The 14,521-nt window shown below is 72.4% G+C and carries 13 protein-coding genes; 3 read left to right on the top strand and 10 right to left on the bottom strand.

The window, feature by feature from the left end:
• Nucleotides 1-26 precede the first annotated feature (26 nt).
• On the top strand, nucleotides 27-497 hold the full coding sequence (locus AB0L65_RS11960) for a helix-turn-helix domain-containing protein (protein WP_364243622.1): 471 nt from the start codon (nucleotides 27-29) through the stop codon (nucleotides 495-497).
• A gap of 15 nt (nucleotides 498-512) precedes the next feature.
• On the opposite strand, the gene AB0L65_RS11955 is transcribed toward AB0L65_RS11960, so the two are convergent.
• The 10 genes from AB0L65_RS11955 to AB0L65_RS11910 all read right to left on the bottom strand — a co-directional run bounded on the left by AB0L65_RS11955 (nucleotide 513) and on the right by AB0L65_RS11910 (nucleotide 11,890).
• Nucleotides 513-2,282: a hypothetical protein gene (locus AB0L65_RS11955; protein ID WP_364243620.1), complete on the bottom strand. Its 1,770-nt coding sequence runs from the start codon at nucleotides 2,280-2,282 to the stop codon at nucleotides 513-515.
• Nucleotides 2,283-2,288: 6 nt separating this feature from the next.
• Nucleotides 2,289-2,960, bottom strand: coding sequence for a polysaccharide deacetylase family protein (locus AB0L65_RS11950; protein ID WP_364243617.1), 672 nt, complete (start codon nucleotides 2,958-2,960; stop codon nucleotides 2,289-2,291).
• A 65-nt stretch (nucleotides 2,961-3,025) separates the two neighbouring features.
• Nucleotides 3,026-3,724, bottom strand: coding sequence for a class I SAM-dependent methyltransferase (locus AB0L65_RS11945; protein ID WP_350731117.1), 699 nt, complete (start codon nucleotides 3,722-3,724; stop codon nucleotides 3,026-3,028).
• Between the two features lie 3 nt (nucleotides 3,725-3,727).
• Nucleotides 3,728-4,939: a glycosyltransferase gene (locus AB0L65_RS11940; protein WP_364243614.1), complete on the bottom strand. Its 1,212-nt coding sequence runs from the start codon at nucleotides 4,937-4,939 to the stop codon at nucleotides 3,728-3,730.
• A 109-nt stretch (nucleotides 4,940-5,048) separates the two neighbouring features.
• Nucleotides 5,049-7,277, bottom strand: a complete 2,229-nt coding sequence (locus AB0L65_RS11935) for a hypothetical protein (protein ID WP_364243611.1) — start codon at nucleotides 7,275-7,277, stop codon at nucleotides 5,049-5,051.
• Complete coding sequence (locus tag AB0L65_RS11930) at nucleotides 7,274-8,494, bottom strand: acyl-CoA reductase (RefSeq protein ID WP_364243608.1); 1,221 nt, start codon at nucleotides 8,492-8,494, stop codon at nucleotides 7,274-7,276. The genes AB0L65_RS11935 and AB0L65_RS11930 overlap by 4 nt, the downstream gene beginning before the upstream one ends.
• A complete protein-coding gene (locus tag AB0L65_RS11925; RefSeq protein WP_364243605.1) occupies nucleotides 8,494-9,519 on the bottom strand; it encodes an acyl-protein synthetase in 1,026 nt (341 codons plus the stop codon). Before AB0L65_RS11925 ends, AB0L65_RS11930 begins: the two co-directional genes overlap by 1 nt.
• Before the next feature lie 82 nt (nucleotides 9,520-9,601).
• A complete protein-coding gene (locus AB0L65_RS11920) occupies nucleotides 9,602-10,909 on the bottom strand; it encodes an AMP-binding protein (protein ID WP_364243603.1) in 1,308 nt (435 codons plus the stop codon).
• Nucleotides 10,909-11,667, bottom strand: coding sequence for an SDR family oxidoreductase (locus tag AB0L65_RS11915; protein ID WP_364243600.1), 759 nt, complete (start codon nucleotides 11,665-11,667; stop codon nucleotides 10,909-10,911). Before AB0L65_RS11915 ends, AB0L65_RS11920 begins: the two co-directional genes overlap by 1 nt.
• Nucleotides 11,642-11,890 carry an acyl carrier protein gene (locus tag AB0L65_RS11910; RefSeq protein ID WP_364243597.1) on the bottom strand — a complete coding sequence of 83 codons (249 nt, stop codon included), beginning with the start codon at nucleotides 11,888-11,890 and terminating at the stop codon, nucleotides 11,642-11,644. The genes AB0L65_RS11915 and AB0L65_RS11910 overlap by 26 nt, the downstream gene beginning before the upstream one ends.
• A 162-nt stretch (nucleotides 11,891-12,052) precedes the next feature.
• Here AB0L65_RS11910 and AB0L65_RS11905 point away from each other — a divergent pair, with 162 nt between their 5' ends.
• Both AB0L65_RS11905 and AB0L65_RS11900 read left to right on the top strand, forming a co-directional pair.
• The gene (locus AB0L65_RS11905; RefSeq protein WP_364243594.1) at nucleotides 12,053-12,889 is read left to right on the top strand and encodes a hypothetical protein; all 837 of its coding nucleotides are present in this window, start codon (nucleotides 12,053-12,055) and stop codon (nucleotides 12,887-12,889) included.
• Nucleotides 12,865-14,493, top strand: a complete 1,629-nt coding sequence (locus AB0L65_RS11900; RefSeq protein WP_350731135.1) for a hypothetical protein — start codon at nucleotides 12,865-12,867, stop codon at nucleotides 14,491-14,493. Before AB0L65_RS11905 ends, AB0L65_RS11900 begins: the two co-directional genes overlap by 25 nt.
• The last annotated feature ends 28 nt before the right edge of the window (nucleotides 14,494-14,521 follow it).

The raw sequence follows: 14,521 nt of genomic DNA, 5'->3' as shown, positions 1-14,521 counted from the left end.
GACGTAAACCGGAAGAAGGCACTTTCATGTCCCAGAGGAACACCGCTGTACCAGAGCAGCTCAGGACGTTGGACGACGCGCAGGCGATGATCGAGCAGGGCTTCTGCCCCATCCCGCCGCGCGAGATCCTGGACAAGATCGCCGGGAAGTGGGCCATCCAGATCGTCGTGGTGACCGCTCGCGGGCCGAGGAGGTTCACGGAGCTGGAGCGGGAGATCGAGGGCATCAGCCGCCGCATGCTCACCCTCACCCTGCGCAATCTGGAGCGCGACGGGCTGCTGGAGCGCACGGTCTATCCGACGGTGCCGCCCAAGGTCGAGTACCAGGCCACGCCGATGGCGCTGGAGCTGTACGAGGCCATGCTGACGCTCACCAACTGGTCGCGGAAGCACAGCGCGTGCGTGGCCGCCTCCCGGGAGCGGTACGACGCCCGCCAGGCCGCGGAGGAGACGCCGGGCTTCGTACCCGCTCCGGGACGGTTCCCCGCCAGCGTCTGAGCCCGCCCCGCCGGGCTACTCCCGATCGCCCTCCCGCCCAAGCGCCCCCGTCCCACCCGACGTGCCCGGGGCTTCCGGCTCACTCGGGGCTCGTGGTTCGCTCGGCGAGGGGGCCGACGTCACGGGGTCCGAGAGCGACGCCGCACGAGCCGAGCGCTCACCCGGCTCGGACCCGTGACCCGCAGCCCCGTGAGCCGTGGGCTCGTGCGCATCCGGCGCGGGGGCGTTCCCTGAGGGCGCGTCCGGCGCGGGACCGGCCATCGAAAGGCCGTCCGGTGCGGGAGCGCTCGTCGAAGGGGCGTCCGGGGCGGGCTCGGGTGTGCCGGGCTGCGTCAACGGGGGCCGGGGCTCGGCGGGCTTGCGGCGTAGTGCGCGCCCGACCCCCCGTACCGAAGCCACCACCAACCGCCCCACACCCCCCAGCAGCAACGGCACCAGCAGCACCCCCACGAAGATGGGCGAGGCCATGTACCGGAAGTCCTGCGCCGAGATGTTGGCCAGCACCGTGAGCTGCTGCCCGGCCACCACGGCCGCCACCCCCAGCACGTACCGGTTCCGCAGCGCCAGCGCCCCCAGCGCCACCGCCAGGTACGACACGTACGCCCACAAAGCCCCCCGCCACAGCACCCAGTCGTACTGCGGCGCCAGCGCCCCGGTCAGCCACGGGTCGGCCACCTGGTTCAGCTCCCACGACTGCGGCCGCAGCGAGTAGACCCAGCGCCCCGGGAAGTCGGGCACCTTGTTCGGCCCGACGTAGGTGTCGGCGTTGGGCCGCCGCGAGAACCGGTACGTCATCCCCCCGATGGCGAACTCGTCCTGCACGGGCCGCCACGCGATCGCCCCACGGCACAGCCGGGTGTCGATGATCATTCGAGGTTCGGAGATCAGCAGCCGTTTCCACAGGTCGAGCAGCTCGGAGGCGTGCGCGTCGGCCTGCGGCCAGCTGAAGTCCCGCCGCCAGATCAGCGGGTTGATCGTGTAGCAGGTCCCGCCGTCCCACCACCGCGTCAGCGGCGCCACGGTGGCCATCAACGCCTTGTCCTGCTCGGTGAACAGCTCGGGACGGTCCCGGTACGCCACCGCGATGTCGCCGAAGGCCGTGTGGTAGACGTACGTCTTGGCCGGGGCCATGATGCCGAACTGCGGGAACACCAAGTTCGTGAGCACGAGCGGCAGGGCCGCGGCGAAGGTGCCGGCGAGCAGCAGCCGTACGCGCATGGTCGTGACGATCACCAGCAGCGCGAGGACGGCGACGCCCACGACGAGGAAGCCGTTCGCCCGGAAGAGCCCCAATGTCGTGAAGAGCAGCCCGAGCCCGACGAGCGTGGGCACGGTGACGGCGCGTCTGGCCGCGATCCGGGCGCACACGCCCGCGACGGCGATCGCGCAGATCGTGAACGGCACGTCCTTCCACAGCGTCACCGAGAACGCGCCCACGGGCGGCGCCAGCGGCATGAGCATCGCCACGAGCGTGGTCGGCAGGCGTGGCGCGCCGAGCGCCTTGAGCGACTGCGCCAGGTACGTCAGCGCCGCCGCCATGGCGGTGGTCTGCGCGAACGTGACCGCGCCCAGGTCACCCGTCTTGGTGAAGCTCAGCGACAGCAGCGCGTCGTAGAGCACCGAGTGGTCGCTCACCCAGGGGCCGACGACGGTGTGGCTGAGGTAGAGGACCGAGTCGCGGCTGAACAGACCGGGGTAGAAGGCCGCCCACCAGCAGGCGAGGACGGCCTGAATGATCAGAAAGGTCGGGATCGCGACCCACGGCCTTGGCTTCGCGGTGCCCATGGCCCCTCAGGGGTAGCTCACTCCGGGCTCGGGTTTCTTGCCGCGTAGCAGGGTCGGCACCGTGACGAGGTGGTAGCCCTGCTTCTTGAGCTCCTTGAGGATGGAGGGCATGGCCTTCACGGTCGCCGGGACCGTGTCGTGCATGAGAATCACTCCGTCGCGCTTGGCCAGCCTGAGCACGGCGGCCTTGATCTTCTTGGCGTCACGCAGCTTCCAGTCGAGCGTCGTGCCGGTCCAGAGCACCTGCGCGAGCTCCACCTGGTCGGCCAAGTCCAGCACGCGGTCGTCGGTGTGCCCGTACGGCGGGCGGAACATCGCCGGCCGCAGCCCCGTGGCCTGCTGGATGGCGTCCTGCGTGGTCTTGAGCTCGTCGAGGATCTGGTCGTCGAGCAGTGTCGGCAGGGAGGCGTGCGACCAGGTGTGGTTGCCGATCGCGTGTCCCTGCGCCAGCGTCTGCCTGGCGATCTGCGGCCGCCGCTCCACCTGCTTGCCGACCAGGAAGAACGTGGCCTTGACCCCCTCCTGCTTGAGAAGCTTGAGCAGGGTCGGGGTGCCCTCGCCCGGACCGTCGTCGAACGTCAGCGCCAGGCACTTGACCCGGTCACAGTCGACCGTCGCCGCCTGGGCGGGCAGCGAGGTCGTGGCCAGCACGGCCGCCAGCAGGGCATGAATCACCACGGATCACAGCCTAAAGCCAATGCGCGCACACCGTGGAACACCCCCACGTCTCGGTCTGAACACGCTCATCTCCCGAGCCGGGCCCGCAAAAACAGCGTGACGCCCTTGAGCGACTTGACCGGCAGGTACCGCTCGGCCCGCACGACCGCCGACAGCCCCGCGTTGACCAGGAGCGGCATCTTCCGCAGGTCGCTGCCCCTGGACCGGCGCCGGTGCCGGGCGACGAGGGGACGGAGCAGCACGTTCCAGCTCCAGACGCGATCGACCTTCAGCCCGGCCTGCTCCACGACGACGGTCAGCGATTCGCGGGCGTAGCGGCGCACGTGCCCGACCGCGTCGTCGTGGGCCGACCACAGCGCCATGTCGCACGGGACCGCGATCAGCGCGTGCCCGCCGGGCGCCAGCACCCTGGCGATCTCCTCCACGACCAGGTGGTCCTCGCGAACGTGCTCCAGCACGTCGAACGCGGTCACCAGGTCCAGGCTCCCCGGCTCGAACGGCAGCGCCCGCGCGTCGGCGCGCACCGCCTTGAGCCCGCGCTGCCTGGCCACCTCGACCGCCGTCGCGCACGAGTCCGTCGCGGTCGCCTCCCAGCCCGCCTCTACCAGCACTCTGGTGTTCCCGCCGCCGGCGGCGCCGATGTCCAGCGCCCGCCCGGGACGGCCCAGCCCGCGCAGCTCCCTGCGCAGGATGGCCCGGCGCTCGCGGTACCACCAGTGGCGGTCCTCGAGCGCGATCAGGCGGCGGATCTCAGTGGTTTCCATCGATCAGTTCCTCGTACGGGAGAAGACCCAGCGGTCCAGGGCGGTGAAGCGGATCAAAGTGAGCAGGCAGTACGTGCCGGCGACCGCGCCGACCTCCGCCAGCCGCCCGGCGCCACGGGGCAGCGCGAGCACGGCCATGGTGGTGAGGGCGTAGTTGGCCAGGAAGAGCGTCGCCGCCCGCACGTGCATGGCGGTGCGCCGGTGGAATGTCCAGCGGCGGTTCGCCTCGGCGCCGACGACTCCGGTGAGGACGAGCGCGGCGAAATTCGTCATCGCCGGCGACCAGATATCGCGCAGCGGTAGATAAATGAGCGCGTACAGAATTGCGGAAACAATGCCGATCACGGCGAACGAGGTGAATTTCGCCAGCGTCACCGCGCGGGGCCGCGCCACGACCGCGTCCGGATGCGTGGGCGTCAGCTCGGACCGCGCCACCTCGACGCGGGCCCGGCCCATCGACATCGACCAGGCGACCCTGGCCAGCCCCTTCAGGTCGTCGACGGCCGTCCTGACGATCTTCACGCGCGAGTCGGTGTCCTCGATCCAGTCCACCGGCACCTCGTGCACGCGCAGGCCGTTGTGCTCGGCCAGCAGGAGCAGCTCGGTGTCGAAGAACCACGAGTCGTCCTCGACCTTGGCCATCAGCGGCCTGACCACGTCGGCCCTGGCCGCCTTGAAGCCGCACTGTGCGTCGCTGAAGCGGACGCCGAAGCCGTACCTGAGCAGGGCGTTGTAGCCGCGCGAGACCACCTCGCGGCGCAGCGAGCGGCGGGTGCGCGCGCCGCGCGCGAGCCGCGTGCCGATGGCGATCTCGGAGTGGCCGCCGGCCACCGAGGCGACCAGCGGGAACAGGGCGCCGAGGCCGGTGGACAGGTCGACGTCCATGTACGCCACGATGTCGGCCGGACTGTCCTGCCAGGCCGCGCGCAGCGCCGCGCCCCGGCCCCGGATGTCGAGCCTGCGGACGTGTACGCGCTCGAACTGCCCGGCCAGCTCCTTGGCGACCGGCCAGGTGGCGTCGGTGCTGCCGTTGTCGACGATCGTGATGCGCCACGGCAGCGGGAAGCCGTCGCCGAGAAAGCGGGCCAGCGTGTGGACGCAGCCGGGCAGGGCGCGTTCCTCGTTGAGCACGGGGATGACGATGTCGACGCTCGCCGGCCGGGCCGTGGTGTCGAGAACGCGGGGGCTCGGCTCCGTCGCGGCACGCGTTTTCATGGGAGTTCCTGATCCTGATCGGTTGCCGTACGTCCACGGAAATGCTCCTGGGGCCGTCCAGCGTGGCGCGGGCCGTTTCTCCGCAGCATTCCGTGAGGGGGAGAGACTTTTACCGGGCGGTGAGCCGGTAAACGGAGAAGGACGAATTGCGGAAGCGCAGTCGCGCGTATTTCCCCAATTCCGGGTTCATCCCGGTGAAGAGCCACTTGACGCCGTAGACCTCGGCGAGGCGCCGGACGTTCTCCGCCGTGGGCGCCCGGAAGACCGCGTCGTTCGCCGCCAGCCGTACGGGATCCGCGAACGGCACCTCGAGATACGGCGAGACGAACAGCTCGGCCCGCGACAGCGTGCTCTCCGCGTACGCCCACCCCTCGACCAGCACCCGCCGCTCGGTGAACCCCGACACCCAGTAGTGCCGGCTGTCGCACCCGGGCGCTTCGACCGGGCGGCAGTGCAGGTCGGTGGCCACCACGTCGCCGGGCGAGGAGTGCGCACGCAACCACCGCCCCGCCCTCAGCGCCCCCGCGGGGATCTCCGTCTCGCGGCCCTCCGGCACCACCCGCAGGACCAGCTCGCGCGCGGAGGCCGGCACCGCGTACCCCGCCAGCAGCGCCACCACCGCCAGCACGGCCCCGCGCCGCCACACCAGCACCGCCGCCGCCACCACCCCGAGCGCGAGGTACGGCACCACCACCCGCACCTCCGCGTCCCCGGGCACCACGATCCACGTGGCGAGCAGCGCGACCCCCGCCCCCGCCGCGACCATGCCGACCGACATGGCCCACGGCACCCGCCGCCCGGCCACCCCGCACACCGCGGCGACCGACAGGTAGGGCCGGACGCTCTCCAGGAAGTAGAGCTGCGAGTCCGACGGATGCCCGAGCAGCACCGCCGCGCCGACCCCCGCCGCCCCCATGCCGAGCAGCAGCGACATGGACGGCTCCAGCGCCCGCCGGCCCAGCGCCGCCACCCCGCCCCACACGCAGAGCAGGCAGAACAGGTGCACGACGGTCAGGACCAGCAACGGCGTCACCGGCACAGCGGCCAGCTCGGGCGCCGCCACACCCGTCACCAGCCCCCAGAGCCCCCGCATCGTCGCGAACGGCGCGATCGTCGTCCCCTGGGACCCCTGTCTGAACACCACGAACTGCGCGACCAGCAGGCACGCCAGCGTGATCCCGGCCGCGCCGAGCCACGCGCCCGGCACCCGCCGCTCCACCGCCCACCGCACGGCCACCACGACCAGCAGCCCCGCGAGCAGCAACGGCAGGAACGTGGCCTTCGCCCCGGTCAGCGCCAGCAGCAGCACGACCAGCGCCGCCCAGCACCGCCGCCCGCCGGTCAGCAGCAGCACCACGGGCGCGAACAGCAGCGCCCCGAACGTCTGCGTCGGACTGGCCCAGGCGGTGAACATCGGCCGCGTCGTGAAGACCACGTCCTCCTGAAGGACCGGCCCGAGCAGGAAGTACGCGACCCCGGCCGCCGCGACCCCGGCGCCCCAGCTCCCGCCCAGCCGCCGCCCGAGCACCGCCACCAGCACGACCATGGCCGCCGTCATCGGCAGCGTGGCCAGCCGGTAGACCAGCGTCACCGGCTCGATCCCGGTCACCCAGCTCGTGGCGGCCAGCTCGGCGTAGACGAACCAGTGGTAGGAGAGCCGCTCGCCCAGCACGGACGGCAGCGTGGGCGGCACGTGGTGCTTGACCTCGCCGACCAGCGCCAGGTGGTAGGGCAGGTCCACGTACGCGGCGGAGACCGGCACCCGGTAGAGGTTGAGCGTGCTCCACGCGATCAGGTAGGCGACGACCCCCGCCAGCGCCCACGCGCACCACGCGGGCATGCGTTCCCCGGCGGCCCCGCCCGCCGACGTGCACCGCGCGGGCATGCGCTCTCTGGCGGTCCCGCCCGCCGACGCGCACCACGCGGGCATCGGCTCCCCGGCGGTCCCGCCCCGCCAGTGCCGCCGCAGCCGGGGCACGCAGGCGAACGCGCAGAGCACCCCCGCGGACGGCACCAGCACGAGCAGCGGCGCTCCGACAGCCCTGGCCGGGAGGTAGGCCAGGACCTCGACCGCGTACCCCATCGCCAGCCCCGCCGCGACGTCCTCGGCCGTCGACCTCCCGCCGCCGGTCAGCGCCCGCCACAGCAGCGTCCCCGGCAGCGCCACCCCGGCCCCGAGGTAGGTTGCGAAAACGGCCAGGTCGCGGGCGGAGACCCCGCACCACAGGAACACGGCCACCGCACCGGCGCACACGACCCCCGCGGGCACCCACCCGAGCCACGGCCCGGACGACGCCGGCCGCCGGTCAGGCGAGGCCGCGGGGGACGCGAATGTCATCTGATCACGGTCACCAGTCGCGTGAACTCGGCCGGGAGATCGAACCCGTCCCACACCCGATGGAAGCTCAGCGCGCTCCCGATCGGCACCATGCGATCGACCCCGCGCCCGCCCAGCTCCCTGGCCAACTGCTCCAGCTCGGCCCTGGCGAACCCGAAGTGCGTCATCGTCTGGTCCCGCCGCTCGACCAGCGAGCCCAGCTCGGCCAGCGACCCGAGCCTGGCGTGCGCGAACGTGCCGGCGCCCAGCCACTGCCTGGGCACGGCGGCGGCGGCCGACAGCGTGACGTTGGCCAGCGCGTTGCCCCGGAACTCGATGCTCTCCGCCAGCCCGTCGGCGGCCAGGCCGTAGGTGGAGACCCGCTTCTCCACGGCCATCGCGGCGTCGACGCCCCACCCCCGGACCGTGACCACGCGCGACACGTGCTCGCAGAAGTCGGCCCGCGCCGTGTCGCAGTCGCCCTCCGCGCCCACCCAGAACACCGTCCTGGGCGAGGAGCAGGCGGCCTGGTCGAACCAGTAGGTGTCGTTGACGAAGCCCTCGGCGACGGTGACCCGCGCGGCCCTGGGTGCGCACAGCCAGGCCGCCGCCCCCACGACGGCGAACGAGGAGCGGTCGGGGAAGACCAGGTCGCGGGCGTGCGGGGCGAGTGAGTGCCGCCGCATCTCCTGCACGGTGCGGTCGCCGCCCCACACCACCCGCAGGTCGCAGGCGGCGGAGAGCGCGGCGGTGACGGAGTCGCTGCGGCCGTAGGAGACGATGCGCTGGGTCGCCGCGATGACGGGGTCGGCGTCGGCCAGCGCGTCGTGCAGTGTCTCCAGGATGACCTCGGCGACCGCGCCGGAGCGCGGCGAGAGGCGCACGATGTTGCGGTTTCCCATCAGGGCCGACAGGGCCCAGGAGTAGACGAAGACGGTGTCGACGTTGGCGGGCGGGATGTGGAAGACCATGCCGCGCGGGACGCGTACGTGCTCGTTGGCGAGGCCGTCGACGGTGCGGGCCAGCTCGCTGGGGCGCAGGAAGAAGCCGAGCGAGCCCAGCTCGGGGTGGCGCCGCGCCAGCGCGGGCCGCAGCAGCCGCTTGCCGAAGCCCGAGAGGAACTCGCGCACCCGCTCGTCGCCCACGTCGAGCCCGCCGCGCAGCTCACCCAGCAGGTCCTCGGCGGACACCGGCGCGGCGGCGGGGAAGCGCACGTCGAGCTTCGGGTCGTCCAGCATCAGCCCCGCCCCATGGTGTCGCTGCAGCCGCGCGCCTCGGCCCTGGGCAGCCTGCCCAGCACCTCGAACCGCTTGCCCGGCCAGCACCCGTCGTCGACGCCGCGCACCACGCCCAGGTCCTCGGTCAGCAGGACGTGGCCCGGGTAGGACGTGGGCAGCGTGCTGACGACCTCGATCAGCCCCGGCTCGCCGACGGGGACCTCCTGCCAGGTCTCCGGGTCGCGGACCACGACATCGGCGAAGTCGGGGCAGTAGAGCCCGTCGCCGTCGGGCCCCTCCAGGAAGACGGTCCCGATCTGCTCGACCATCCCGTAAAAGTTGTGCACCCGGGTCAGCCCGCACTCGGCCGCCAGCCGCCGCCGGAACTCGGCGTTGTCGACCGCCTGCTCGGCCAGCCGCTTCCACCCGCCGGAGTGGACCAGCACCCCCTGCGACAGGTCCGCCCCGAGGTCGCGCAGGTGGAGCCAGACCATGAACGTGAACCCGAAGATCAGGAACCGCTCGCCGCCGTAGCGGGCCAGGAACCCCTTGACCGCCTCGGCGTCCACCCGGCCCCGCTCGTCGAGCACGAACGTGTGGTCCCTGCCGAAGTTCATCATCCCGAGCACCCCGGCCCCGCGGGCGCTCAGGGTGGGGTCGCGGACGACCGAGCGGCTGTCCACGACCAGCATCGGCAGCCGCCGCCCGCCCAGCACCTCCCTGAGCGTGGCCGCCAGCATCCGCGGCTGCGTCGCGGCGGCCTCGCGGTCGAGGTAGACCCGGCTCGGCCGCTGCCCGGTGGTCCCGCTGGAGGTCAGCACCCTGAACACCTGGTCCTCGGGCACGCTGCGCAGCTCGTGCGTCTTGAACAGCCGCACCGGCAGCCAGGGCAGGTCCGCGAGCCGCTCGTACGGGGGGCCGGCCTGAATGGCGTCGAGCACCCGCCGGTAGGGGGCGCACGCCCGCCGATGCCGCTCGGTCAGCGCCGCCAGCTCGTCCACCAGCGCCGCCTCCCGCTGGGGCTCCGCCAGACTGAAAACGCTCATCCGCCACCCTCCGCGCGATCGGGGACGCCCGAGAGCCCGGCGCGCCGCGCCGGGCGACCGCCCGCGGAGCGTGGCGGGGCCGTCATGTGCGGGACTCCAGGGCGCGGTAGTCGATCTTGCCGGTGGCCAGGAGCGGGAGGCTGTCGACGGCGCGCACGTCGAACCCGCTCCAATGGACCCGCAGCTCGGCGCCCAGCTTGCGGGCCAGGCCCGCGCGGCCGGCCGCGTCGAGGCCCTCGGCCCACACCGTCACGCGGTCGTCGCCGCTGGTCGCCGCCACCGGGACGGAGCCGCGCAGCAGGCGTTCGACGTCGTCGAGGTTGACCCGCACGCCGAAGATCTTGGCGATGCGTTTCAGCCGTCCGGTGAGGTAGAGGAAACCCTCGGAGTCGAGCCGGCCCAGGTCGCCGGTGCGCAGCACCCCGCCCAGGTCGTCGCCCCTGGCCAGGTCGGCGGCCGTCTCGGCGTAGCCCATCATGACGTTGGGCCCGTGGTAGACGACCTCGCCCTCGTCGACGGTCAGCCGCCCGCCGGGGATGGCCGGCCCGGCGGAGCCCGGTTTGTCGGCCAGCCGGTCGGGAGGCAGGACGGCGATCCGGGCCGTGGCCTCCGTCTGCCCGTACATCACGAAGAACCGGTCGGCCTGGCCCGCGAACTCCTGCACCAGGTCCTGGCCGAGCCGCCCGCCGGCCTGCGTGAGCGTGGCGAGCGCGGGGTGCTCGGAGCGGTCGTAACGCAGCCGCCGCAGCATCTCGTACTGGTAGGGGACGGCGGCCAGCGACGTGCACCGGTGGGCGTCCAGATGGGTCCAGAACGACCGCTCCAGCAGCCCCGCCTCCGTCAGCATCACCGTCGCCCCGACGATCAGGTGGCTGTTGAGCACGGACAGCCCGTAGCTGTAGTGGAGCGGCAGGCTGGTGGGCGCGATCTCGTCGGGGACGATGGCCAGGGCCGTGGCGATGGCGGTGGCGTTGGCCAGCACGGCCTGGCGCGACAGGCGTACGAGCTTGGGGTTGCCGGTCGAGCCCGAGGTGGCGAGGAGCACGGCGAGGTCGGGATGCGGCTCGGGCACGTCGCGCCGCGGCGGCGGCGAGCCGTCGGCCGCGTGCGTGAACCCGATCAGCGCCGCCGGCCTGAACCGGCCCACCAGCTCGGCCAGCGCCCCGGGAGCCAGGTCGGGGTCGAGCAGCGCGATCGGCCGGGCCGACCGCCAGGCGGCGAGGTAGCGCAGGACGGACGTGAGGTTGTTGCGCATGCCGCAGAACAGCGGCCCGGGCCGCAGCCGGGTCAGGGCCTCCGCGGTGCGCGCGACGTGGCCGGCCAGCTCGTCGCCGCCGAGGCCCGCCGCCTCTCCCGCGACGACGAGCCGGGCCTGTGGGTGCGGGAACATCACAGCACCAGCCCGCCGTCGACGCCGATGACCTGGCCGGTGACGAAACCCGCGTCGGGCGAGAGCAGGAACGCGGTCACCCGGGCGACGTCGGCGGGCGTGCCGAGCCGCCCGAGCGGGGTCGCGGCGACCGTGGCCACCCGGCTCTCCTTGTCGAGCGTGGCGAGCATGTCGGTCTGGATGTAGCCGGGGGCCACGGCGTTGATCCGGATCCCGGCCGGCCCCAGCTCCTTGGCTGCGGCCTTGGTGAGGCCGATCACGGACGCCTTGGTGGCGGAGTAGACCGCCTGGCCCGCGCCGCCCATGCGGCCCATCATCGAGGCGACCAGGACCACCGCGGGGGAGCTGCCCCGCCGCAGCAGCCTGAGCGCGGACTGCAGCGTGTACGTCGCGCCGACCGCGTTGACCTGGAAGAGCCGTTGGACCGTGTCGTGGTGGGCCATGCCGAGCGGACCGGCCGCGTGGATGCCGGCATTGATCACGAGGGCGTCGAGGCGGCCGTGGCGCTGGTAGATCTGCCGCATCACGGCCGAGACGGCGGCGGGGTCGCCGACGTCGCAGGCGACCGAGTCGGTCACCCCGCCGGTCTCCTCCGCGACCTCGGCGGCGGCCTTCGCGGCGCGCTCCTCGCCGCGGCCGTGGAGCACCACGTCGTGGCCCGCCCCGGCCAGCGTGACCGCCACGGCCCGGCCGATGCCCGCCGTCGAGCCCGTGACCAGGACGACCCTGGGCTCAGCCGGCGGCGGCGCCGACGCCATGCTTCTCCAGCAGCCCGGCCGCCTTGGCGAACGAGCTCATGTCGATCATCTCGTCAGTGTCGATCATGACGGAGAACTCGTCCTCCATCGCGGCGATCAACGCCATGTGGGCCAGCGAGTCCCACTGGGGGATGGCGCGGTATTCGAGCCCGTCGACGTAGATGTCGGCCGGAAGGTTGAGCGCGCTGCGGAAGACGGCCCGCAGGCGGTCGAGATGACTCATGATCACTCACTCTCTGTCCTCAAGCCACGACGTAGTGTAGCGGGAATTGCGCGCCAGGAGAAAACCAAGGCCCCCTCTCGGGTAATGGAACCGTATAACGAGGCGTGGCACCCGTTGAGGGCTGGGAATGTCGGACGGGACACGGTCCACCGTACGGGGGAAATGATGGACGAATCCAATCACTGGTACGGGCACTCTCGCATAATCGGCCGATACTGCGGCCTGCCGGATGAGACGCCGAAACGCATCCAGGGCTTCCTTCAGCACGGATGGAACTATCTCCACGGATTTCCGCCCAACGACCACTGGTGCAGCCCTGGATATCCCCGTTTCATCTGGTCTGACGTGCTACGTCGCCGAGGCTGGTCGATGGGCCGCAGGGGGCACTACCTCATCGGCGCGCCGTGGATATACCTCCTTCATCTGGAGCCTGAGCTGGGCGTGGTCCCCGAACGCAAGGGTACGATCTGGTATCCCTTTCATGGCTGGGAAAAGCATTCCGTCAGTGGTGACCATGCCCGGTTGGCCGACGAAATCCGAAATGTCGAGACCGGTCCGGTCACGGTCTGCCTTTATTGGCTGGAATTCGCGAATCCGGACATTCGGCGAGCGTACGAATCGAGGGGATTCCGGGTCACCTGCCATGGCGAGCGCGGCTCCCGGTGGGAGGGAAAGGGACGCGACTTCCTGCGCAAGCAGCTGGTCCAGTTGCGACGCCACCGCAGGGTGGCCTCCAACCGGCTCGGCAGCGCGCTGTTCTACGGCGCCTCGGTGGGATGCGAGGTGGCGGTGTACGGCGATCCGATGCAGTTCGAGGACGAACGTCCCGAGTACGGGGGGACGGCGCGCCGCATGCGGCTCTGGCCGGAGCTGCACGGCACGCACGTCGACACCGAGCTGGCGTCGGAGGTGGCGCGGCGCGAGCTGGGATTCGAGTATCAGGCGACACCGGAGGAGCTACGGCGAATGTTCGGATGGAAACGGGGGGCGCGCACGTGATCACGGGGGAGGCGCCCGAGAACGTTCGGTTGATCGGCGGGGAGATGCTGCTGTGGTCCGACATGTCCAACATGGGCGGCATAACGGACTGGCGGGGGACGGCACTGGAGCTGGTCGGCCGGCTCGTCCCCGACAGCGGCAGGGTGCTGCTGGTCGGCCCGCATCCGCAGGTGCTGGTGGACGACGTGGTCGCGCGGGCCCCGTCGGCGGCCGTGCTGCTGCGCTCCTACCCTGACGCCTGCGCCCTGGGCGAACGGCACCCGGGGCTGGCGGTGTTCTGCGGGCGGCTGGAGGTGTTCGCCGCGGAGCAGCCGTACGACCTGGTGCTGGCCCTCGACGGGCTGCTGCGCACGCACTCCGCGGAGGCTTCGGCGGCGGCGTGGAGCGAGTCGCTGGCGGCGCTGGCCGAGCTGGTCGCGCCCGGGGGGCGGCTGGTGCTCGGCGTACGCAACGACCTGGGCGTCGATCGGTTCCTGGAGGCCAGGCCCGCGGACCGGGAGGGCGCCGACGACCAGTGGGCGCCGCACGGCTTCGACCCGAGCTACCCCAGCGGTCCCGAGGCGCTCGACCGCGGCCTGGAGTCGGCGGGGCTGCGCGTGCGGCGGTGCTACGCGGCGTATCCGGGCAGGCAGGCGCCCCGGGCGCTGCTGTCCCGCGAGGCGCTGGCCGCCGACCTGCCGGACGCCCTCACGTTCCCGCTGAGCGCGCGTGGCGGCGACCGCATGCTGGTGGCCGACCCGCTCCGGCTGACCCGCCTGGTGTTCCGGCACGGGCTGGGCGAGGAGCTCGCGCCGCTCTGGCTGGCCGTGGCCACCGCCGCTTCAGACGATGACGACCACGTGGAGCTGCCGCTGGGGCTGGTCGAGGAGGGCTCCGCCCTGTACGAGCTCACCGCCGGCGGCGCCAGGCGGCTGCCGGACGGCGAGGAGCTGCCGATCCCGGCCGGCCGGGTCGTCGAGGAGATCCTCGTCGAGGCGTGCGCCCGCGAGGACGTCAGGACCGTGCGCGAGCTGCTGGCCCGGCTGGCCGAATGGCTGGAGGCGGGCGGCGACGTGACGGCCGCGACCGACAGCCTGGTGTACGACGGCGAGCGGTTCGCGGCCATCAGCCCCGCCGCCGAACCGTCCACCCCGCCCGGCCCGAAAGTCGTCCTGTGCCGGATCCTGTGGCGGTTCGCGGTCAGGCTGCTGGCCGCCGGTCACCACCACCCGTGGCCGTGGCCGCTGGAGGCCGACCAGCTCGCGCTGACCCTGTGCGGCATGGCCGACCGTCCCTGCGACCAGGGCGACCTCGACCGTGCCCGCAAGCTGGACGTGGAGCTGGGCTGCCCCGCCGAGGTGGCGGAGCACGCGCCCACGTACCGGGATCTGCTGGGCGCTCGAGACCGCCTGGCCGACCAGCTGACCGCGGCGCTGGCCAGGATCTCGCGCCTGGAGACCAAGCTCTCCTACCGCGAACGCGAGCTGGTCAGGGCGAAGGCCAAGCTACGCAGGACCCAGCGCAAGGCCAGCGCCTTCCGCAGGACGCTCGGATATCGCCTCTCCCGCCGCCTGGCGCGCCCCGGCAAGGTCGCCCGCAAGGTCATCCGCCTCCTGTCCGGCTGACACGGCAAGGACGCAGGCGCAGGACAAC

Source organism: Nonomuraea sp. NPDC052116, from assembly GCF_040680035.1.
Classification (GTDB): Bacteria; Actinomycetota; Actinomycetes; order Streptosporangiales; family Streptosporangiaceae; genus Nonomuraea; species Nonomuraea angiospora_A.
This window is presented reverse-complemented; position numbering and strand designations above follow the sequence as displayed.

Excerpts from the sequence above, each read along its gene's own strand:
- AB0L65_RS11960 (WP_364243622.1), top strand. The coding sequence starts at position 27 with ATGTCCCAGAGGAACACCGCTGTACCAGAGCAGCTCAGGACGTTGGAC.
- AB0L65_RS11955 (WP_364243620.1), bottom strand. The coding sequence starts at position 2,282 with ATGGGCACCGCGAAGCCAAGGCCGTGGGTCGCGATCCCGACCTTTCTG.
- AB0L65_RS11945 (WP_350731117.1), bottom strand. The coding sequence starts at position 3,724 with ATGGAAACCACTGAGATCCGCCGCCTGATCGCGCTCGAGGACCGCCAC.
- AB0L65_RS11940 (WP_364243614.1), bottom strand. The coding sequence starts at position 4,939 with ATGAAAACGCGTGCCGCGACGGAGCCGAGCCCCCGCGTTCTCGACACC.
- AB0L65_RS11935 (WP_364243611.1), bottom strand. The coding sequence starts at position 7,277 with ATGACATTCGCGTCCCCCGCGGCCTCGCCTGACCGGCGGCCGGCGTCG.
- AB0L65_RS11930 (WP_364243608.1), bottom strand. The coding sequence starts at position 8,494 with ATGCTGGACGACCCGAAGCTCGACGTGCGCTTCCCCGCCGCCGCGCCG.
- AB0L65_RS11925 (WP_364243605.1), bottom strand. The coding sequence starts at position 9,519 with ATGAGCGTTTTCAGTCTGGCGGAGCCCCAGCGGGAGGCGGCGCTGGTG.
- AB0L65_RS11920 (WP_364243603.1), bottom strand. The coding sequence starts at position 10,909 with ATGTTCCCGCACCCACAGGCCCGGCTCGTCGTCGCGGGAGAGGCGGCG.
- AB0L65_RS11915 (WP_364243600.1), bottom strand. The coding sequence starts at position 11,667 with ATGGCGTCGGCGCCGCCGCCGGCTGAGCCCAGGGTCGTCCTGGTCACG.
- AB0L65_RS11910 (WP_364243597.1), bottom strand. The coding sequence starts at position 11,890 with ATGAGTCATCTCGACCGCCTGCGGGCCGTCTTCCGCAGCGCGCTCAAC.
- AB0L65_RS11905 (WP_364243594.1), top strand. The coding sequence starts at position 12,053 with ATGATGGACGAATCCAATCACTGGTACGGGCACTCTCGCATAATCGGC.
- AB0L65_RS11900 (WP_350731135.1), top strand. The coding sequence starts at position 12,865 with ATGGAAACGGGGGGCGCGCACGTGATCACGGGGGAGGCGCCCGAGAAC.